Source organism: Novosphingobium sp. FW305-C-111 (assembly GCF_058783565.1).
The window spans coordinates 98,873-119,320 of sequence record NZ_JBYSYP010000007.1 but is presented as its reverse complement, the minus strand read 5'-3'; the positions used below and the strand labels follow the sequence as shown (position 1 = coordinate 119,320).

Here is a 20,448-nt window from a genome sequence, read left to right as displayed (position 1 = left end):
GACGGAAGGAATGTGCCGGTGCCCAAGAATATCGTGATCTACTCCGATGGCACAGGCCAGGACGGCGGTGTCCGCCCCGAACAACGGATGAGCAATATCTTCAAAATGTACCGGGCCACGCGGCCCGGTCCCGACAGCGCGATCGATCCGAACGAACAGGTCGCCTTTTATGATCCAGGCCTCGGCACCGACGCTGGAGCCTCGGGACTGACCTCGGTCCGGCGTTGGTTCGCCAAACTCCTGTCTTCGGTGACGGGGCGGGGCATCACCACCAATATCGCCGATTGCTACGAATTCATCATCAACCACTATCGGCCGGGCGACCGAATCTGGCTGTTCGGCTTCAGTCGCGGGGCATATACCGCCCGCAGCGTCGCCAACGTGATCAGACTTTGCGGTGTCCCGACGAAATCGCCCGAGGGCGAACTGCCGAGGTTTCGCCTCGGCGTGCGAGAGATTGCAGAGCGCGCCGTCATTCGCGTTGCCGAGCATGGCGCCGGCCACGATCGGGATAAATTCGATGAGGAGCGCGAAGAACTTGGTCGCCGGTTTCGCGTGGAGTATGGGTCCGACGTTGACGGCGAGGCGAATGTCGCTCCCTATTTTGTCGGCGTCTTCGACACTGTGGCCTCACTTGGAGCAAAAGGACCACTTCGCCTGGTGCTTGCGGTCGCGCTGGCGCTTCTGATCGCAGTCGCCGGAGCAGCCACAGCCATCGCCCTTCATTGGGCACTCGGGATTGAGTGGGCTACGTCGTTCCTTATGGCGACCGGTCTGATCGGGATCTATGCGCTCTGGGCTTATCTGCGCACCTCGCTGAAAGTGATGTGGCCCCCTCTTGAGGGACGCCGATCCCCAAGCATTCATATCGCGCAATGGAGCGGCAAATATTTCGATCGACTACTCGGCCGAGCCGTCCGCTACGCCCGGCACGCCATCGCGATCGATGAGAACCGCGCCGACTTTCCGCGGCTGCCGTGGGGGCCGGGGAAAGGCGTTGAGCGGAGGCCCGAGATCGCTGGTGAGGCCAAGCCCTTCGTTCAGTTGTGGTTTGCGGGCAATCATTCCGACATCGGTGGAAGCTACCCCGAAGCTGAATCGCGCCTGTCGGATATCGCATTGCAATGGATGGTCGATGAAGCGCGGTCGGTCCCCGACCCGCTGATCATCGACGACGGCCGCCTCAGAATATTTCCGTCGGCAGCCGGAGTTCAGCACGATGAGATCGCAGGTATGGTCGACACGATAATGCAGCGTACGCCCGCCGTTCTTCGGCGCTTCACCCGGCGCCTAACGTGGAAAGCAAAATTGCGCGATCCGATTGCGGCGGCAACGCTGCACCCTTCCGTTGAGGAGAGGTTCGGGCTCGAAAGCGTGCCGAGGCAAGGCGGCGAAGGCCCGTATCGACCGGAGGCATTGCAAAACCACGAACGATTCCGCCACCTCTATCAGTAGCGATACCAAGACCGAAGAATTTGGCGCCATGGAGCAAGTCGCGCGCGGATACGCTCTCGTCGGCGGGAGAGCTCCATACATTTCATCACCTACAGGGCACCCAGTCGGCGCGCCTGCCATTTACGATGTCATTGTGCGGGAAATCTACACGCTCGCGTCCAAAGAACGAGAAGATGGAGCAGAGCGCAGTCGTCACGGCTAGCTGACGGGCAAATCCACTACGCGAAAGACAGCGCCTGTTCCCGCATCACGCACGAGATCAACGCGCTCACCATCCCAGTGGTAGTCGAGGTGCCGCCCTTGCACGGGATTTGACGCGCAGTCCGGGTAGAATAGCGCGACGCACTCCCCTCCGGGATGCCGGATGCTCGGATACGCTACGCCATCGGACCCGCCAGCCTTGAGGGTCATCGCCACGCCTCGGGACGCCTTATAGCTGTCAGGGTCAAGGGCTGGATGATCGGCCGCATCGGCACCTCTCAGATCGTTCAGGTCGGCACTGACCGACATGACAATCTCCCGGAACTGGGAGGTCCAACCAGGCGCTTCGACTGTCCGGGCCATGAACCTCGCATGGTGATGGATGGTTTCGAATAACGCCGTCTCGAAGACATTTCCGGCATAGAGGACGCCGTAGCTGCCATCCGTGAAGCGGCTTGGCCGGTCCATGCTGACGTGGGTGAACGGCGCCATCAGATAGGACGCGCCGCTTCCGCCTACCCGGCGATCCACCGGCACTAGGTCGAGATTACCGATCGTCGCCATGATCCGAGGGTTGGTTTTTTGTTCTGCCGAGATCAGCAGCGGCCACTCGGCGGGGTCGGCGATGTCCTCGAACAGGTCGATCGGCGGAAAGGCGCTGCGGATGATCCTGACAGCGCCTTTCCACTCAACATGACTGACAGGCAGATGCTCGTGTTCGGTCACCAGCCACCGCGCTCGGCGTCAAGGTAACGGCGCACGCGCATGATGTCGGTGAGTTCACCGCCGAGCATGACATCAAGTGCGCTTGATCCGGAAAAGGCGGCATTGCTTGCCTTGATCCAGGCATAACCGCGCTGGGCTTCGGAAAAGATGATCCGCAGCGCCTTGTGAACGCCCATCAAGTTGGAGAGGCGAGCCGCGCCATCGCGCGAGACCCGGCCCGGCCCTTCAGCCTTCCAGCGCCGATAGGAGCGCACCGGCATATCGAGCAGCGTCGCCGCCTGTTCGTCGGTAAGTTCCCATTTGCCGAACAGGTTCAGTGCTGCGCGGAACATCGCGGCGGCCTCCTCCTGCGTGACCGGATCGGGCCGGAACGGCTGGGGGACAGTATCAATGGGTTGCAAAGCCAGCATGATCGTTCTCCATATGGCACTATATGCACCATTAGTTGCCATTTGGCAATATACGTTGCAGCTACTGGCGAAGCCGCGCGAGAACACTGGCAGCACCCTCGGTCGGCACGAACAGCCGCGTCTGATAGCGGATGATCTCGGTAAAACAGCCTTGCGCTTTGTACCAGTCAAGCCGCGCCGCCGACCAACCGGCAAGCTCGAGCCGCTGCGTCCCGTTGACCAGGCTGCGCTTGAGGGTGAGCGCTTCGCGTCCCCCAATCTGCATCGGCCGTCCAAGGCCGAGCACCGCATCGACAATCTGCTCGGCCGAGAATGCATTGTCGTTCTCCAGCCCCAATGCTTGGCAAAGCTCAGGCACACAGTGGAGCGGGACTTCGCGACCAAGCAGCGAGCGTCCGTCGCGCGCCGAGATCCGGCTAACCCGGACATAATCAGAAGGGAGCTTGTCCCAGACCGGCAGGAGCAGGCCGGTGGCAAGATGCAGCCGCTCGCGCTTATGGCTGGTGGCAGCCTCGTCGACCTCGGCTTGCCAAAGGCGGCGGAACTCGCCTGCATCGACCGTCCCCCAGCTGCTTTCCTCGAGTTGCTCGGCGGTGAGATGGCCGTGCTTCAGCGGCCGGACCAGTTCGAAGCGGGCGATCCGCGTCCCATCGTCAGCCAGCAGGCTGCGCGCCGGGACAAGCAGTCCGATCCGGCCCGAGCGGCTGTTGCGGAGAAATAGTTGGCGCTCGCCAGAAAGACCGTAGAGCTTCTCCAGGCGAGCCAGCGACAATGGCTTCAGCGCACGGGCGATCTCGAGTTTGAGCAGGTGCGTCGTCGCGCCCGACAGCGCATCGGTGCGCAGCAGGGTGTCAGAGAGTACATCGAAGTGCTCGACCGCGATGGTCTCGACCCCGAGATCGAGCGTGCCCGCTTGCCGCGCGGCGTCGATCCGTGCTTCGACCAAACCTAGGAATTCGTCGAAAATGCCGTTCTGCAAGGCGATCGGCAAAGCGAGAATGCGGTTGAGCCAGCGCTGGATCGAAGGGAGGTCGTCAACCATCGATCCGTCAGCACCTGCGATCCGAAGCCCGGTCAATTCTTCGAACCGCGCGAGCGTCACGGCTTCGAGCTTACCAGTGAACAGCAGTCCGAACCAGCGGTGGAGCGCCTCCTTGGCGTAGCTGCTTTCGAGATTGTCGGCGGGATCGAACAGGTTCTGCCCGCCGGTCTGGCGCTGGCCGCGGGTCAGCGCGCCGAGGCTGTCGAGCCGCCGGGCGATCGTCGAGATGAACCGGCGCTCGCCGCGCACATCGGTGGTTACGGGGCGGAATAGCGGTGCCGAGGCCTGATTGGTGCGGTTCGTCCGCCCGAGCCCCTGGATCGCGGCATCGGCGCGCCAACCCGGCTCGAGCAGGAAATGGACGCGGCGCGCCTGGTTCTTGGCGGCAAGGTCCGCATGGTAGCTGCGCCCGGTCCCCCCGGCATCGGAGAAGACCAGGACCCGCTTGATCCCGTCCATGAACGCCTGGGTCTCGGCGACATTGGCTCGTGGAGACCGGGACTGGAGGAGCTGGCGCCCGTCGCGCCCGACGATCAGGCGCCGGGTTCGCCCCGTCACTTCGGCGACCTGCTCGACCCCGAACCGCTCGATGATTGCATCAAGCGCGGTGGCGATCGGTGGCAGCGCGCAGAGCTGCTCGATCATCCGGTCGCGCGCGTCCAGCACCGAGCGGCACAGCACCGGCATGCCGGCTTCGTCGAACATCGGCTCGGAACGCGGATTGCCGTTCTCGTCCTTGAACACTGCCATCAGCCGCACCGGGAAGCTCTTGGTGAGGTAATCAATCACATATTCCCGGGGAGAGAGGTCAATCTCGAGCGCTTCACGTTCGGCGTCAGAAAGGTCGGCCAGGCGCCGGTCGAGCATCGCCTCGGCGGTCGAGACGAGTTGCACCACGACGGCATTGCCATCCGCGAGAGCACTGTCGATCGCGGGAAGCAGGCTCGGCAGCTTCATCGAGAGCAGCAATTGCGCAAAGAACCGCTGCTTGGTGCCTTCGAAGATCGAGAGCGCCGCCGCCTTGGCGCCGGAGTTGAGGGTGTCGCCGCTGTCCGCGTCGACAATCCGGGTGGCTTCGAGCGCGTCGCGCAGGTTGGCATGGATGATCGCCCAGGCATCGGCATAGGCGTCGTAGACCGCGACCTGATCGGGGGTCAGGCAATGCTCGAGAATTTCGTACTCGACCCCGGCGAACGACAGCGCTCGCGCGGTGTAGAGCCCAAGCGATTTCAAATCACGGGCGACCAGTTCCATTGCGGCAATTCCGCCATCGCGGATGTCGGCGACGAAGGCCTCGCGATTGGCGAAGGCGGTTTCTGGTCCCCAGAGGCCAAGCCTGGTCGCATAGGCGAGGTTGTTGACGTCGGACGCGCCGGTTGCCGAGGCATAGAGCACGCGGGCGCGCGGCAGGAGGTTCTGCAGACGGACCCCGGCGACCCCCTGCTCCGATCCCTTGACCTTGCCGCGCGAGCCCTCTCCGCCAGCAGCATTGGCCATGGCGTGGGCTTCGTCGAAGACGATTACGCCATCGAAGTCGCCGCCCGCCCAGTCGAGGATCTGCTCGAGCCGGGTCGCATCGCTGCGGCCTGAGCGCAGGGTTGGGTAGGTAATGAAGAGAATGCCTTCGCGCATCCCAACGGGCACGCCGAGCTTCCACTGCCCGAGGGGCTGGACGTCGATCGGCAGACCGCCGAGCGCGGTCCAGTCGCGGCGTGCGTCTTCGAGCAGGGCCTCGTTCTTGGATATCCAGATGTGGCGACGCTCACCCCGGACCCAGCGGTCGAGGATGACCGAGGCGACCTGACGGCCTTTGCCTGCACCTGTCCCGTCGCCCAGGAAGTAGCCCATGCGATAGATCCGGCCCTCAGCGCTTGCCTTCAAGGCGCAGCCCTTGTCCTCGGGCTCGAACCGGCCTGCCAAATCGCGGGCATGAGCACTCGCGGCATAGATCAGCGTCTCTGCCTGAGCGGACGAAAGCACCCCTTTGGCAATAAGGTCGGAAGGTAGTTGGGGGACCGTCTCGGGCACCGGCGCGGTGATAGAACCCATGGCGACGGATTCGACCAGCGGAGTCGGGTGCTCGACCGCACCTGCGATCGCGATACGGCTCGGCCGGTACGGCAGGTAGTGCCCAACCTGCTCGGAGATCGGCGCAGGTGCCTCGAGCGGCTGGTAGGCGAGCGGCAGGATCGACGGCGCGGCTGCAACCGGGCGAGCCGCAAGCGGAACCGGTTTCCTCGCCGGAGCGATCAGGCGCAGCGGCAAGGCTGGTCTTGCGGCGATGGTCGGCTCGACCGCCTGCTCCGCTCGATCAGGCAACATATCGACCAGGAAGAACAATTCCGCGAGATTTGCCGGCTTGGCGATCATCGGGCTGTCGCCGCCATCCGCCTTGTCGAGCACCAGCAGCCGGGTCGTGATCGAGGTGCCCTGCTTGACGAAACCGCGCTCGATCGTGGCGTTGAGCCGCAGCGCCACCGGGCCAGTGATCCCTGCTAGGAAGCGTGGCAGATCGAACCATTCGGGCATCACCGCAACCAGGCGACCGCCGGGAAGCAGCCGCTTCCAGGCCGAGCGCAGGTGCCGGGCACCGGTGCGTCCGTCGTGGCCACGCTCGATTCCATGCGAATAGGGTGGATTCATCAGCACGACGCTTGGTGCGACCAGCGGATCGAGCAGCTCGTCGATCAGTTCACCATCGTAGGCGGTCACGCGCGCCGCTGGGAAAAGAGTCCCAAGGCACTCGCGGCGTAGCGGCGAGATTTCGTTGAGCGCGAGGCGAGCGCCGGACTTTGCGGCCCATACGCCAAGCATCCCCGTCCCGGCCGAGGGTTCGAGCACCAGTTCTCCCGTAGAAATGCCGCAGGCCCGGGCGGCGAGCCATGCGATGCGGGGCGGCGTTGCGAACTGCTGCCATTCGATCTGCTCGTCACTGCGAGTGGTCTGGCTCGGCACCAGCGCTTCCAGGCGAGAAAAGGCCTCATCGGCCAATTCGGGCGACATGGTGGCGGCGAGTTCGGCCTCGCCTTGCAAGAACAGCACCTGGGCCAATTCGAGCGCGGCATGGGCATCTCGCACTGACCAACGGCCCTCGGCATCGCTGCCACCGAAGCGTTCGCGCATCGCTGCATTCAGCACGGCGCGCGAGATAGCCTGGTCGGCACTGAGCCGGGCGGCAAGCGACCTGGCCGCGGCCAGTACCTGCGGTTCGGGAGGACAAGGAAATGCGAAAGCGGGTGAAGCGTGGGACATGGGAAACCTCCTGACGAGGCCCAAGTCCGTCTGGGGGCCTCAAAAGGCCCCAAGCCATCTTTCCTCTCTTGATGCTCACGCCGTCGCGCGCAATCGCCGCATCAGCACGTCGTTCCAGTCCTCGTCGGCCCGCTCAGGGCTCCGGGTGACGATCCGTCGATCCTCGCTGGCATAAGCTTCGCGCGCGCGTTCTTCGGCAAGCAGGCCACCGGCATCGTTGTCGACGAACAGATGGAGCTCGCGCACCGATTCCGGGATTGTGACCAAGCCAAACCGCTCGTTGCCGAGCGTCGCCCAGCAGGGAATGCCGAACATCTGCATTGCCGAAAGCGCGGACTCGTTTCCTTCGGCAAGACCAAGGCGGCCACCCCGCGGGTAAGCAAGGCGCACGGCACCCGAGCCTGGACTACCCAGGGCGCGTTTGGGCTGCTCGAATGTTGCAAGACGGTCGCTCGCGGTATCGAGGAAGGTTCGGTGCAGAGCCAGAATACCGGCGTCGTTGCGTACCGCTGCCACCAAGGCCGGTAGGAACCGCACCGCGCCCTTGGGCCCCAGCGGCATGCGTGGATGGAAGCGGAGATCGGAAGATGAGATCGTGATACCTCTTGCCGAGAGATAGCGGGCGGCCGGACTGCCTGCGAGCATCGATGCCTCGCGCCACAGCCTCTGTGCGTTGCGGTTGGCGACTTCCTCACGCGGCTCGGGTGCTATCGGGCCGCCCGTCCCGTCGAACAGGTCCGAAATCCGAACCCCGACCTTGGCTAGACTCTGCATGACTGCCTCGTTGGTGCAGCCGGCGAAGCAATGGACCAGGATCGCGCGCTTGCCGAGCGTGATGCTGAGCGAGGGGGTACGGTCAGCGTGGGCCGGACAACGACACATGCCGCGCGAACGCGACCAGGTGCCGTTCAGCGCCTCGACAATCTTACGAGCACGGACTTCGAGCGTTTCGCGACCTTGAACCTGGAACATGGGGCATCTCCATCATGACATGCCTCCACCCGCGCAGCCTCCGCTCTGCGCTGCTGCCAATGTGTTTTCCTACACGTCATGTTCTATATATGTTCTCATTCGATTCGGCCATAGAAGGGATCGAGATATGAGACTGAGATGGGCAACAATCACAGCGGCAGTGATCGGTATGGCGTTCGTCGTCCCGGCTCAGGCGCAGGAGGAAACGGCCCCTGAGGCTGCTGCTGCACCTGAGATTGGACCTGGCGGCTTCCGCGTGGCCGAGGGGGCGAACGGTTTCCAATTGGTCGAACATGGGATTTGGCAGCGTCCCCAAAATATCGCTTCGTCCGCCGCCCCTGGCCTCGAAGCGGGCCGGACCTATCTTCCCTATCGCTATACGAAGCCCGAAAGGAGGGGGCCGTCGGGCTTTCGCCGGGCAAGCTTCCTTCCCCATGTCTATGCCGCGGAGACGCAATATGCGTTGCCGGCGGGCCTTCTCGACGCGTTGGTATGGACGGAGTCCCGGTATAATCCTTTGGCGATCAGCAAGGCTGGTGCCGCTGGCCTGGGTCAGTTGATGCCGGGGACCGCCCGCGACCTTGGCGTTTCAAACCGCTTCGATCCAATGGCGAACATCTTTGGCGCGGCGCGGTATCTGCGCCAGATGCTCGACAAGTTCGGGGTAGTGCATCTGGCCCTCGCCGCTTACAATGCCGGGCCACGTTCCGTAGAGCGAGCAGGCGGCATCCCTAGAAACGGGGAGACACCGTCTTACGTCCGCAACGTGCTTAGCAGCTGGCAATATTGAGAGGGAAACGGTGAGCGCAAATCGAATCCGCGTGTCAGGTCAGTTGAGCCTGGGCAGCCGGGGTTTGACCTTGCGAACAGAAGATGCCCTCTGGATCATCGAGAGCGACGAGCCGGTCGACCGCTTTGTCGGCGATGAGGTAATCGTCGAAGGGAACGTGATAGGCCTCGATCGCCTTCGGGCAGATTGGATCGGCTCCACTGGCGAACACGCTCAAGGGGCCTAACGCCTTCGCGCCATGGCTAACTTGGGGTAGCAAATACCAGCCTCCATCACTGAAAACTGTGCCGAAGCAAAGCCTTATGGCCCGCGTCCCCTACTAGGTGAATTCGGTGATTCGCGTCTTCCGAACGTGAAGAACACTCGCAGACGATCTTGGACCGGTCACTCCCGAAGCCCCAGGTTGTTACCTAGGGCGATACCTAGCGCTGCTAGGTATCCCGGATATTCTCACTAAGTCTTTGAAAAATGGCGCGCCCGGAACGATTCGAACGTCCGACCCTCAGATTCGTAGTCTGATGCTCTATCCAGCTGAGCTACGGGCGCGTTGGAAGCGCGCTCATAGGGGGGGGATTCTGCCTTGGCAAGTCACTTGAACGCCTCTGCCAGATTTTTTGCGAGAGGCACGTCGACAGGCGGCATCGCGAGTTCGGACAGCCTGTGCGGCTCGATCCAGGCGATTGTTTCCGCATCGAGATTGCGCGGTTCGCCGGTCCAGTGGCGGCAGGTGTAAAGAAGCATGACAAGTCCGGCAGAGGCGGGATCGCCGGTTGCCGCGCCGCTGGCGAACGAGAGGGGTGTGAGGTCGCGAGCCTTCACCTCGACCCCCAGCTCCTCCTGAATCTCCCGGATCAGCGCGGTTTCAGGCCCCTCCCCCGGCTCAACCTTGCCGCCGGGAAACTCCCACAGGCCGCCGTGCGCCTTGCCCTGCGGGCGCATTTGCATGAGCACGCGCCCGTCCGGGTCGACCAAGGCGATAGCGACCACCAGAACCGCTGTCGGAAAATTTTTCATCTGCGCTGTTCCGGTCAACCATTTGTTAGCACTTGGTGCAGTAATCAGCCTCTACCGCAATTGAAATCTGGAAGGGAGCCGATGAAAGTCAATCTGATCGCGCTCTGGAAGGACAAGAGCGGTGCCACTGCGATTGAATACGGTTTGATACTCGCGCTTATTGTTCTGGCTCTTATCGCCGGCATGACGCGTTTCGCAAATACGACGATCAACATGTGGAGCCATGTCGAAACTGCAAGCAAAAACGCGATGAAAAAGCCTTGATCCGGATAACTGCTTGTTAGGGATTGGGAATTAACCATCAAGACGCTTGCTTCCGGGACGACTGGGAAAAAGCCGGGAAGACTGAAGACTGCAACCGAGGAGACCGACCATGAAGCTTTTCCGTAACCTTGTGAAGGACAACGCTGGCGCCACCGCGATCGAATACGGCCTGATCGCCGCGCTGATCTCGATCGCCGCGATCGCCGCGATGACCTCGCTCGGCGGCACGCTGGGCAACACCTTCAACAGCGTTTCGGGTTCGATGAGCGGCTAATAGCCCTCACGGGATGGGTCCGCCCCTCCCGCCAGAGACCTAAACGAAAGGGCGCCGGGAAACCGGCGCCCTTTCTGCATTTGCGGTCGAACGATCAGTAGGTGACAATCTTCACCCGCTGGCCGGCGGTGATCCGGCTCGACGAAGACAGCCCGTTGAGCACCAGGAACCGGTCGAGCGGCTTGTCGGTGTAAGCCATGCGCGAGGACAGCGACTGCACCGTGTCGCTTGCCCTGGCGGTGACCACCTGGATCTTGCGCGGCTTGATCGCAGCAGCCTCGGCCGAGGTGATCCGGCGCATGCTGCTGTAGAGCGAATCGAACTGCGCGGCCTTGCCCGCCTGGCTGATCGTGACGAAGTGAAACGCCTGGCTGGACGAGAACTCGTAAGCGAACACCGTCACGTCGACCTGGCCATTGCCGTTGTTGACGCGGACCGTGGTGTAGCTGGCCGGAATGCCGTTGACAGTCGTCGTGCGGATCTCGCCCGGCTGGATCTTGGCTTGGCCATCGCCGGTCAGTCCGGCGAGCGCGGCGGTGATGTAATCGCGCATGTTGCCGTTGTACGCCGCCGTGGTCAGCTCACCCTTGCCCGACTGACCGCCGATCGAGACCGAGCGGGTGCCGTTCAAGAGGTAAAAACCGTTCGGCGCCTCGAACCGCATGCGGAACTCGGGATGGGTGAAGGTGCGCCCTTCGACCATGCCCTGCTTGGGATCGTCGCCATACATGATTCCGTTGATCCGGGTCAGGAACGTGTCCCGATTGGTCACACCGGTCGCGTTGGCGCCGGCCCGGTTCAGTGCCGCATTGACGCGCGAGGCCGGGTCGGGGTGCGTGCTCGCCCATTCGGGCACCTGGTTGTTGGCACCGAGCAACTGCGAATCGAGTGAATTCTGCGCGGCGAGGCTCTTGAGCACTGTCGACATCGCACGCGGATCATAGCCCGCCGAGCGCAGGTACTGGATGCCGAGGTTGTCCGCCTCCGTCTCCTGCTTGCGCGAATACTTGAGCGTGAGCAGCTGGCTGCCGGTGCTGAAAATCTGCTGGCCGAGCTGGCCGAGTGCATTGTTGCCGAAAAGGACGCCGGAAAGGATGGTGCCGAGCGCGCCGAAGATCGCGTTCTTCTGGGCTGCGCTCTGGCGCTTCGCGGCATGCCGCGCCGCGACGTGCCCGACCTCGTGCCCGAGCACGCCGGCGAGCTCGGCTTCGTTATTCATCAGGCCGACCAGCTGTCGTGTCACATAGACGTAGCCGCCAGGGATCGCGAACGCGTTGTCGACCGAGGAGTTGAGCAGCGTGACGGTGAAATCGTCGCGCGCTCCGGACAGGCCTGACTGGACCGCGATCGTCTTGCCCACGCTTTCCACATATGAAGCCTGCGGTCCCGTCTCCGCCCCGCCGAATTCGGCGACGAGCTGCGGGTGTGCTTCAGCGCCCTGCTTCTTGTCGGCGGCGCTGATCGTCTGGACCTTGCTCGCGGCAGGCCTGGTCGAGGCCGCGTTGGCCGCGCCGCCCGTTTCGGTCGCGCAAGCGCCGAGGAGGAGGACGGCGAGCGTCGGAGTGGTGAAGGTGACGGAAAGAAAACGGTGGCGCTTCATGCATCCTCCAGCAGCGTTCGCGCTCCCGGTTGGGCCGGGGCGGTCAAGGGTGTCTTGCACCCGGAAACCCCTACCCTGCAAATGTGGTTCCCGCCGCTCTGGACCGTGAGCCCTACGCGCCGATCCTGAGGAAGCGTTCTTCGCGCAATTTCCGCAACTTGTCGGCAGGCTTGCCAGCCAGCGCGTCGAGCTCCTCGCCGATGGCCTTGCTCAGGGTCGCGGCGGTGGCTGCCGGATCACGATGCGCGCCGCCGACCGGTTCGGACACGATTCGGTCGATCACCCCCAGCGAGAGCAGGTCCTGGGCCGTGACCTTCATCGCCTCTGCAGCTTCCGGAGCCTTTTCGTTCGTACGCCAGAGAATCGATGCGCAGCCTTCCGGCGAGATTACCGCGTATACCGCGTGTTCCAGCATCAGGACGCGCTCGGCGCTGGCGAGTGCCACTGCGCCGCCCGATCCGCCCTCGCCGACGATGGTCGCAACCATCGGCACGCCCAAGGCTAGGCACGCCTCGGTCGAGCGGGCGATGGCCTCCGCCTGCCCGCGCTCTTCCGCTTCGACGCCCGGAAATGCACCGGAGGTATCGACGAGCGTGACGACGGGGAGACCGAAGCGGTCGGCCAGCTCCATCAGGCGCACGGCCTTGCGATAGCCTTCGGGCTTGCCCATGCCGAAGTTGTGACGGATTCGGCTCTGCGTGTCGTTGCCCTTCTCGTGCCCGATCAGCACGACCCGGCGATCTCCCAGGCGAGCCAGGCCACCGATGATCGCCTGGTCCTCGCCGTACAGGCGGTCACCGCCCAGCGGGATGAACCCGGTAAACATCGACTCGACGTAATCGCGGAAATGCGGCCGCGCCGGGTGGCGCGCGACTTGCGTCTTCTGCCACGGGGTCAGCGCCTTGTACGTGCTGGCGAGGAGGTCCGCACTCTTGGCCTCGAGTCGGCGGATCTCGGCCGAGATATCAAGCTCACCGCTCTCGGCGGTGGCACGCAGCTCGGCAATCCGGGCTTCCAAGGCCGCAACCGGCTTCTCGAATTCGAGGTACGAAATCATGGCTCACCCCGCTAGGGACGCGGACGCCGCCGGTCAACTGCCAGCGGATGGCGGGTGTTGACGAGGTCGACGAGCCGGGCCGCATCGACGTGCGTGTAGATCTGCGTCGTGGCAATGTCGGCATGGCCGAGCAGGGTCTGGAGCACGCGCAAATCGGCGCCGCCTTCAAGGAGGTGCGTGGCAAACGCGTGGCGCAGGACGTGCGGGCTGACCTTTTCCGGATCCAGCCCGGCTCTCGCCGCCAGTTCGCGAAGCAGCTGGAACAGCCGAACCCGGCTGATGTGACCTGCGCGGGACGGAAACAGGAAGCGCCCCTCCCCCGGCCTGAGCGCCAGCCAGCGCGACAGCGCCTGCCGGGCACGGGTGCTGACCGGTACAAGGCGTTGCTGGCCGCCCTTGCCGGTCACGTTGAGGAACGGCGCATCGCGCGGGACAGCGTTCAGCGGCAAGGAGACCAGCTCGGTCGCGCGCAGGCCCGACCCATAGAGCAGTTCGAGCAGGGCCAGCATCCGCACCGCTTCCGGTCTTTCGGCGGCGGCTTCGTCCTCTGCGCACGCGAACAGCAGGTCGACCTCGCGGTGATCGAGCAGCCGCGGCAACGGGCGGCGCTGCTTCGGCCGCGGCAGTCCGGACGAGGGATCGTCGCCCCGGCGGCCCTCGTCGACGAGGAATCCATAGAACTGGCGCAGCGCTGAGGCCTTGCGGGCCAGGCTCGAGGGGGCCAGATCGGACCACTGCGCAGCCAGCCCGCCAAGGTCCTCGCGGCTTGCCGTGGCGATATTACCAAGGACTTCGGCCGCGCCTTCAAGGTCCCGGCGATAAGCCAGCAGCGTGTTGCGCGCCGCGCCGCGTTCGGCGGCGAGCATGGCGAGGAAGTCCTCGATCTCCGGGCTCACACCCGCGACACCGCCTCCGCCGCGATCATCCGCGCCTCTGCCTCCAACCCCACCCGGCGCAGCGCGCCGACGATGTGGTAGAGGTGGACCGGGGTCATGTCGGTCCAGCTGTCGCCCTGCATCCCGTAACCGGCGAGAAAGGCGACCAAGGCGGGGTTGTTCGAATCCGCCGCGGCGTCGATCGCCTTGGTCCACGCGGTCGAGCGGTTCATGTCGATCTCGAGCTTGCCCGCAAAGGCCGCCGCATCGGAAGGCGTCACCCGCTTCAGGCCCATCAGCCCTGCCAGCAGGAACTGCGACCGGCGATAGTCGTCGCTGCCGTCGTCATCGTAGAACGCGCCAAGGGCGTCTCCGGCGACCGGGCCCGGCGGATTGGGGGCGGCCAGCGACAGCATGCCCCACGCGTGGCTGCCGATCTTGACCGCCGGCGCCCAGAGCAGCGCATTGCGGTCGAGCCCTGCCGCCAGCATCGACCCGATCAGGTCGGCGGCGTCGCTCGACAGTCCCTCCGCAGGCATGATCCGGGCGGCGGCATAAGCGGTCAGCACGCGGCGCGAATAAGCCGTCGCCGAATCGCTGCTGCTGCCCCAGACCGATCGTATCGCCGCAATCCGGTCGCTTTCCGCCTGAGCGACATAGGCCGATCGCAGGTTGTCCGCGATCGTCGACCGTTCGTCGCCTTCCTGCTCCAGCGCATAAATCTGGCTGTAAAGATCGACCATCGCCGCGCTCGACAGTACCCCGCGCGCACCGGCGACGTCGGCAGCGCCGGCGCGGGCGTTGAGCGACAGCATCGGCGCACGGGCCGCCAGCAACGCATATCCCGGCCCGGCGTCCTTCATCGCCTCGGCCGGCGGTTCGATCCCGACGGCGAGCGCCATCCCATAGCGCCACGGCGTCATCGTGGTGACGTCCTTCCATTCGACCGTCACCGCGCGGCGGCTCGCCGCCGAAGTGCCCGCGTATTTCTGCGCAAGCAGCACGTCGATCTTGTCGTCCTTGGCGGCACCAAGGAGCCGGTCGAACTGGGACATGGCCGGAGGACCGTTCCCGGTGAACGCCGAACAGATCGCGCGGACGAGATCCCAGTCCCGCCCCTGCCGCTTCGCCGCGGTCAGGCCGACAATGGGGCACATTCCGACAGGATCGGCGGTTGCGACGAACGCGTTCAGCGCGGCATCTTCGAGCTTCGGCGTGAATGCACCGCTGTCCACCGACTGGACCACCGCCCGGGCCGCTTCGGCTTCACCCATGCGCAACAGGGCAGCAGCGCGGATTGCCGCCCAGTCCGCGCCGTTCATGCCGACCGGAGTCGAAAGCCGGCTCGCCAAGGCGCGGCGCATCAGGATCTGCCCCCAGCGCGAGACGAACTGACCACGCGTATTCTCGATGATGGGCCCGATGAAGGATCCATTGAGCCGGACCGTCGAGAACATCGGGAGTCCGCCATCCTGCTCGGCCAGTGCGCCGACCTGGAGCAGGCTGCGCTGGCTGCCGGGCGGAATGTCGTACTTCGGCCGGGCCTTCTCGATCAGTTCTTCGAGCAGCTCGGGATCGATCGAATCCGCGATCGCCTTGGCGGGATCGACGGGAGCTGCCGCCGGAGCGCTTGTCCCGCCGGGCAGCGCCTGGACCACCGGCACGGATGTAGTTGCCGGGCCGGGTGCCTGCGGTGACGATGGGGCCGGCGCCGCCTTGGTCGGGGCGGGCTTGGGCGCGGGCGGAGGATTGTCGAAGCCCGGCGGGAGCAGCGATTCCGGTGCCTTCTGCGCCACCACCGCGCCGGACAGGGCGAGCAGGGCAATGCCGGACAACCAAAGGGAACGGGCGCGGAATGCAGGGCTCATGCGGGGTTCGCCACGGGCTGCTCGATCGTGCGGACAGGCTGTGCGCCGCCCGCCCGCCATGCCGCCGCCAGCACGAGCGCGAACGTCACTGCTGCCACAAAACCGATCACCGCTTTTCGACCCACCTGCTAAATCCACGCAATCCGGGCATCCGCGGGGTTATTCGCGGCGCTTGCGCTGCGACCTAGCGCAACTATAGGCAGCGCCGCAATGGAAGTCGACGCCGCCCCCCTGTCCAGCGCGGATATTGCCCGCATCGCGCGGCGCATCGACCGGCCGGTGGTGCTGGTCGGGATGATGGGTGTCGGCAAGTCGACTGTCGGCCGCAAACTGGCGGCGATGCTCCACCTGCCGTTCGTCGATGCCGACGAGGAGATCGAGGAAGCGGCGCAGATGTCGATTTCCGAAATCTTCGCGCAATACGGCGAGCCCTATTTCCGCGACGGGGAGCGCCGGGTGATCGCGCGGCTGATGGGTGGTCCGGCCAAGGTCCTCGCCACCGGCGGCGGCGCCTTCGTCGATCCGGCGACCCGCGCGCTGATTCTCGACAAGGCCATCACCGTCTGGCTCGACAGCGAAGTGGACGTGCTGGTCGAGCGTGTCGGCCGCAAGGACACCCGCCCGCTGCTGCGTGAAGGCGATCCCCGCGAGATCCTCACCCGCCTTCGCAACGAGCGCCGTCCGGCCTATTCGCAGGCGCCGATCCATGTCGTGAGCGGTCACGCGCCGCACCAGCACACTGCCAACCGCATCCTGAAGGCGATCGACCAATGGCTGTAATCCCCGTTGCAATCGCCAATGCCCCGTATGAAGTGCGGATCGAGGCTGGCCTGCTCACCCGGGCGGGACCGGAATGCAGGCCGTTCGTGCGCAAGGACACGGTCTGCGTCGTCACCGACGAGCGGGTGGCGGCGGCGTGGCGTGAAGCTGTCGCGGCCTCGTTCGCGGCAGCAGGAATCGACAGCCGCTGGCTGGTGCTGCCCCCCGGCGAGCAGACCAAGTCGTGGGAACACCTCGCCGCGGTGGTCGACTGGCTGCTGGCACAGGAAGTCGAGCGCAAGGACAACATCGTTGCCCTTGGCGGCGGGGTCATCGGCGATCTCACCGGATTCGCGGCCTCCATCCTCAAGCGCGGCTGCGGGTTCATCCAGATGCCGACCACGCTGCTGGCGCAGGTCGATTCGAGCGTGGGCGGCAAGACCGCGATCAATACGCCTGCGGGGAAGAACCTGGTCGGTGCATTCCACCAGCCCTCGCTGGTCCTCGCCGATCCGCTCGCGCTGGACACGCTGCCTGCGCGGGAGGTTCGCGCCGGGTACGCCGAAGTCGTTAAGTACGGGCTCATCGACGACGCGCCGTTCTTCGAATGGTGCGAGGCGCACGGTCCGGCATTGCTCGCGGGCGATGCCGATGCACGTGAACACGCCATCGCGACCAGCGTGACCGCCAAGGCACGGATCGTCGCGGCAGACGAGAAGGAGACGCTCGGCATCCGTGCCCTGCTCAACCTTGGCCACACCTTCGGACACGCGCTGGAGGCGGAAACCGGGTTTTCCGACCGCCTGCTCCACGGCGAGGGCGTGGCGCTGGGGATGGTGCTGGCGGCGCGGTTTTCTGTCCGTCAGGGCCTGATGAATGGACAGGACGCCGCGCGCGTCGCCGCGCATATCGCCGCCGCGGGCCTGCCGGCCTCGCTCAAGGACCTCGCGCTCGACTGCGACGGGCGGCGATTGGCCGACCACATGCTCCACGACAAGAAGATGGACGGCGGCACCCTGCCGTTCCTGCTGATGCGCGGGATCGGGCAGACGTTCGTGGCGAAGGACGTGGCGCTCGCCGATGTCGCGGCGTTCCTGGATGAGGAACTTTGCGCTTAAGCTAATTCTGATGCGTCCCCACGAAGGCGGGGACCTCCATCAACCAGACGGACCTTTTGCTGCACGAGGTCCCCGCCTTCGCGGGGACGCTACAGTCGACAATTCACGCGACAGTCAGCCGCGCCCGCGTTAACCGGTAACATTCGCAACCGGAACGAGCCCGCATGACCGCAGCCGAAGCATCGCCCGCCATCGAACCCGCCACGCTGGAAAAGGCCGCGCATGACCGCGCGTTCCTTGGCCATCCCAAGGGGCTTGGCTACCTCGCTTTCGTCGAGGGCTGCGAGCGGTTCTCATACTATTCGATGCAGACGCTGCTCGTCCTGTACATGGTCAAGTACCTGCTGCTGCCCGAGAATATCGGCAAGGTCATCGGCCTCGACTGGCTGCGGGACAACTATTACGGCGCTCTGGAGGCGCAGCCGCTGTCGTCGGCAATCTTCGGGGACTACACCAGCCTCGTCTACCTCACTCCGATCCTCGGCGGCATCGTCGCGGACCGCTGGGTGGGGCGGCGTGCGACGCTCATCCTCGGCGGCGCGGTCATGGCGCTTGGCCATTTCCTGATGGCGTTCGAGGGTCTGTTCCTGTTCGCGCTGGTCTCGCTGATCGTCGGGGTCGGCCTGTTCAAAGGCAACATCGCCAGCCAGGTCGGCGAACTCTATGAAGAGAACGATCTGCGCCGGGCGATGGCGTTCCAGATCTTCTACATCGCGATCAACGTCAGCGTGATCGTCGCCCCGCTGATTTCGGGCACGCTGGGCGAGAAGTACGGCTGGCATTACGGGTTCGGCGCGGCCGGGGTCGTCATGGTCGCCGGGCTGATCCTTTACGTCATGGCGGGACCGTGGCTGCCGAAGGACAACCGGCCCGACCGTTCCGCATCCGCTGCGCCGAAAGTTCCGCTGACCAGCAACGACTGGATACGTGTTGTCGCGCTGGTTCTCCTCGTGCCGATCCTCGCGATCGGCCTGCTCACCAACCAGGAAATCTTCAACGCCTATCTCGTCTGGGCGGACGAGAAGTTCCAGTTGACCTTCTTCGGAGTTACGTTGCCCACCAGCTACATGATTACCATCGACGCGGCGCTGAGCTTTTCGATGCTGGTCGCGGTTACCGCGTTCTACAAGTGGTACGGGCGTTCCCGGCAGGAGCCCGACGAGCTCGGCAAGATGATCATCGGCAGCTTCTTCACCATCGCCGGGGGTTTGTGCCTCGTCGCCGCGGCGACAATTTCGGGCGGCGGCAAGATTGGCCTTGGCTGGCCGGTGCTGTTCCACCTGTTCAACTCGATCGGCTTTGCGCACATCCTGCCGGTGAGCCTCGCCCTGTTCTCGAAGGTTGCGCCGCGCCAGCTCAACGCCACGGTGATCGGGATCTATTATCTGGCGTTCTTCGGCGCGAACAAGACGGTCGGCTGGCTCGGTGGGTTCTATTCGACGATGGACACGCCAACGTTCTGGCTGATCCATGTCGGCACCGCGGTCGTCGGGCTTGTCGGCTTTGTCGGTTTCAAGGTGCTGATGGGCTCGCGGCTGGAGAAGCCGGCGATGCCCTAGCCGAACACCGCAATGCTCTGCATGCCGCTGGCGATCGGTTCGCCGGCGGCGTTCCAGACCGTCATCTCCTGCGCCGAGCAGCCCTTCTCCGCATAAGTCCCGATCGAACGGAGCAGCCACCAGCCATCGTCGGTGCGCGGCTCCGGGGTGAGCAGGTTGCAGATCCAGGTCATCGAACTGATCGGTGCAGGCCGGGTCATCAGGCGCATGACACCGGGCGGCAGGACGTCCGCAATGCACAGCAGCTCGACCATCGGGTGCAAGCCGTCGCGCTCGTTCATCCGGACCCAGCGGAAGACCTGGGGTGGGCCCTCTTCGTTCGGGCCGCAGGGATAGCGCCAGTCGAAGTTGTTGATGAAGCTCGGCCCACCCCTCGCCTGCTTGGCCTCGTGCGGCGGAGTGAGGCCCTCGGGTCGCGGGGTGCCATTGTAGTGGATATCGCTCTCGACCGCGCCCATGAAGACGAAGGTCGCGGCGAAGGCGACGGCGTCGCCGCAGACGATCTCCGCGCCCACCCATGTCGCATTGCGCCCGCGGCGAAGAACTCTTGCCGTGACTTGCGCCTCGCCGGCCACCGGGCCGACAAAGCTCACCTGCGCCGAACGCAGCGGCGGTAGCTCGCCGCCCACCTGCATCGCCGCCTGGAGCGCCAGCGCCGAAGAAAGCCCGCCGAAAGCCGTCCGCCCCTGAAACCAGCCATCGGGAATGCTTGCGCTGAAGCCGTTTTCGAGCGGCGCGGCCGTGGCGATGATCTGGGACAGGTTCACGCAGGGTCCTTTGGCAGGAGGTCAAGAGGTTCGAACCCGGGAAGGAACGCTTCGCGGAGAAGCGTGCGATGGCAGCCCGCGGCCGCGCGCTCGTAACACAAGAGGGCGACGTTCTTCTCGGCTGCGAGGCTCGCCAGCTCCGCCCCGGCGGCCAGCGCCTCGGGCAATTCGAGCTGGCCGGCGTAAACGCGCTCGAGCGTCGCGTGATCGTTCCGTCGCGCCGCGTCGCGGCCTTCTTTGGGCGTGCCGAGTGGCTTGAAGTGGCGATAGGCGATGCCCGCCTCCTGCGCGGCCCCCGCCAGCGCCGACTTGGAGAAGCCGGGGCGGCGCGACAGCGGGAGGGCGCGGACATCGGCCAGCACCTCGACGCCCGCATCCTTCAGGGCGTCGATGACCCCGGCGACAGTGGCCTGCTCGTACCCGATGGTCCAGATCCTGGGCATGG

19 protein-coding genes and 1 tRNA gene are annotated in these 20,448 nt (G+C 64.9%); 8 read left to right on the top strand and 12 right to left on the bottom strand.

The genetic code is table 11. The annotated features are described in order from the left end of the window. Window positions 1–18 precede the first annotated feature (18 nt). Window positions 19–1,455, top strand: coding sequence for a T6SS phospholipase effector Tle1-like catalytic domain-containing protein (locus tag AC3WLD_RS10140; RefSeq protein WP_492556841.1), 1,437 nt, complete (start codon window positions 19–21; stop codon window positions 1,453–1,455). Between the two features lie 198 nt (window positions 1,456–1,653). Here AC3WLD_RS10140 and AC3WLD_RS10135 read toward each other — a convergent pair whose 3' ends face one another. The 4 genes from AC3WLD_RS10135 to AC3WLD_RS10120 form a co-directional block, all read right to left on the bottom strand. Next, window positions 1,654–2,382 carry an RES family NAD+ phosphorylase gene (locus AC3WLD_RS10135; RefSeq protein ID WP_492556840.1) on the bottom strand — a complete coding sequence of 243 codons (729 nt, stop codon included), beginning with the start codon at window positions 2,380–2,382 and terminating at the stop codon, window positions 1,654–1,656. Further along, the gene (locus tag AC3WLD_RS10130; RefSeq protein WP_492556839.1) at window positions 2,379–2,792 is read right to left on the bottom strand and encodes an MbcA/ParS/Xre antitoxin family protein; all 414 of its coding nucleotides are present in this window, start codon (window positions 2,790–2,792) and stop codon (window positions 2,379–2,381) included. The genes AC3WLD_RS10135 and AC3WLD_RS10130 overlap by 4 nt, the downstream gene beginning before the upstream one ends. 61 nt (window positions 2,793–2,853) lie before the next feature. Continuing rightward, the gene (locus AC3WLD_RS10125; protein ID WP_492556838.1) at window positions 2,854–7,086 is read right to left on the bottom strand and encodes a strawberry notch-like NTP hydrolase domain-containing protein; all 4,233 of its coding nucleotides are present in this window, start codon (window positions 7,084–7,086) and stop codon (window positions 2,854–2,856) included. A 75-nt stretch (window positions 7,087–7,161) separates the two neighbouring features. Then, window positions 7,162–8,058 (bottom strand): DUF7146 domain-containing protein, encoded by an 897-nt coding sequence (locus tag AC3WLD_RS10120; protein WP_492556837.1) that lies wholly within the window; start codon window positions 8,056–8,058, stop codon window positions 7,162–7,164. 127 nt (window positions 8,059–8,185) lie between these two features. Here AC3WLD_RS10120 and AC3WLD_RS10115 point away from each other — a divergent pair, with 127 nt between their 5' ends. After that, entirely contained in the window at window positions 8,186–8,848 is a 663-nt protein-coding gene (locus AC3WLD_RS10115; protein ID WP_492556836.1) for a lytic transglycosylase domain-containing protein, read from the top strand. 10 nt (window positions 8,849–8,858) lie between these two features. After that, window positions 8,859–9,074 (top strand): DUF5818 domain-containing protein, encoded by a 216-nt coding sequence (locus tag AC3WLD_RS10110; protein ID WP_492556835.1) that lies wholly within the window; start codon window positions 8,859–8,861, stop codon window positions 9,072–9,074. 243 nt (window positions 9,075–9,317) lie between these two features. On the opposite strand, the gene AC3WLD_RS10105 is transcribed toward AC3WLD_RS10110, so the two are convergent. After that, window positions 9,318–9,394 (bottom strand) — tRNA-Arg (locus AC3WLD_RS10105). 42 nt (window positions 9,395–9,436) lie between these two features. Continuing rightward, window positions 9,437–9,862: a (deoxy)nucleoside triphosphate pyrophosphohydrolase gene (locus AC3WLD_RS10100; RefSeq protein ID WP_492556834.1), complete on the bottom strand. Its 426-nt coding sequence runs from the start codon at window positions 9,860–9,862 to the stop codon at window positions 9,437–9,439. An 81-nt stretch (window positions 9,863–9,943) separates the two neighbouring features. On the opposite strand from AC3WLD_RS10100, the gene AC3WLD_RS10095 reads away from it, so the two are divergent. Together AC3WLD_RS10095 and AC3WLD_RS10090 are read left to right on the top strand one after the other, a co-directional pair. Next, the gene (locus AC3WLD_RS10095) at window positions 9,944–10,126 is read left to right on the top strand and encodes a Flp family type IVb pilin (RefSeq protein ID WP_492556833.1); all 183 of its coding nucleotides are present in this window, start codon (window positions 9,944–9,946) and stop codon (window positions 10,124–10,126) included. Between the two features lie 109 nt (window positions 10,127–10,235). Next, window positions 10,236–10,400, top strand: coding sequence for a Flp family type IVb pilin (locus AC3WLD_RS10090; protein WP_492556832.1), 165 nt, complete (start codon window positions 10,236–10,238; stop codon window positions 10,398–10,400). Between the two features lie 94 nt (window positions 10,401–10,494). Here AC3WLD_RS10090 and AC3WLD_RS10085 read toward each other — a convergent pair whose 3' ends face one another. From AC3WLD_RS10085 to AC3WLD_RS10070, 4 genes are all read right to left on the bottom strand, one after another. Further along, a complete protein-coding gene (locus AC3WLD_RS10085; RefSeq protein ID WP_492556831.1) occupies window positions 10,495–12,000 on the bottom strand; it encodes a M48 family metalloprotease in 1,506 nt (501 codons plus the stop codon). A gap of 112 nt (window positions 12,001–12,112) precedes the next feature. Next, window positions 12,113–13,057 (bottom strand): acetyl-CoA carboxylase carboxyltransferase subunit alpha, encoded by a 945-nt coding sequence (locus AC3WLD_RS10080; RefSeq protein ID WP_492556830.1) that lies wholly within the window; start codon window positions 13,055–13,057, stop codon window positions 12,113–12,115. Window positions 13,058–13,068: 11 nt separating this feature from the next. Beyond that, window positions 13,069–13,953: a tyrosine recombinase gene (locus AC3WLD_RS10075; protein WP_492556829.1), complete on the bottom strand. Its 885-nt coding sequence runs from the start codon at window positions 13,951–13,953 to the stop codon at window positions 13,069–13,071. Beyond that, complete coding sequence (locus AC3WLD_RS10070) at window positions 13,950–15,767, bottom strand: hypothetical protein (protein WP_492556828.1); 1,818 nt, start codon at window positions 15,765–15,767, stop codon at window positions 13,950–13,952. Before AC3WLD_RS10070 ends, AC3WLD_RS10075 begins: the two co-directional genes overlap by 4 nt. 243 nt (window positions 15,768–16,010) lie before the next feature. On the opposite strand from AC3WLD_RS10070, the gene AC3WLD_RS10065 reads away from it, so the two are divergent. From AC3WLD_RS10065 to AC3WLD_RS10055, 3 genes are all read left to right on the top strand, one after another. Continuing rightward, the gene (locus AC3WLD_RS10065) at window positions 16,011–16,580 is read left to right on the top strand and encodes a shikimate kinase (RefSeq protein WP_492556827.1); all 570 of its coding nucleotides are present in this window, start codon (window positions 16,011–16,013) and stop codon (window positions 16,578–16,580) included. Then, entirely contained in the window at window positions 16,571–17,677 is a 1,107-nt protein-coding gene (aroB, locus tag AC3WLD_RS10060; protein ID WP_492556826.1) for a 3-dehydroquinate synthase, read from the top strand. Before AC3WLD_RS10065 ends, aroB begins: the two co-directional genes overlap by 10 nt. Window positions 17,678–17,841: 164 nt before the next feature. Then, window positions 17,842–19,236, top strand: a complete 1,395-nt coding sequence (locus AC3WLD_RS10055) for a peptide MFS transporter (protein WP_492556825.1) — start codon at window positions 17,842–17,844, stop codon at window positions 19,234–19,236. Here the strand turns inward: AC3WLD_RS10055 and AC3WLD_RS10050 are convergent. Then, window positions 19,233–20,003, bottom strand: coding sequence for an acyl-CoA thioesterase (locus tag AC3WLD_RS10050; protein WP_492556824.1), 771 nt, complete (start codon window positions 20,001–20,003; stop codon window positions 19,233–19,235). The genes AC3WLD_RS10055 and AC3WLD_RS10050 overlap by 4 nt on opposite strands. Beyond that, window positions 20,000–20,446: a DUF488 domain-containing protein gene (locus AC3WLD_RS10045; protein WP_492556823.1), complete on the bottom strand. Its 447-nt coding sequence runs from the start codon at window positions 20,444–20,446 to the stop codon at window positions 20,000–20,002. Before AC3WLD_RS10045 ends, AC3WLD_RS10050 begins: the two co-directional genes overlap by 4 nt. Window positions 20,447–20,448 lie beyond the last annotated feature (2 nt).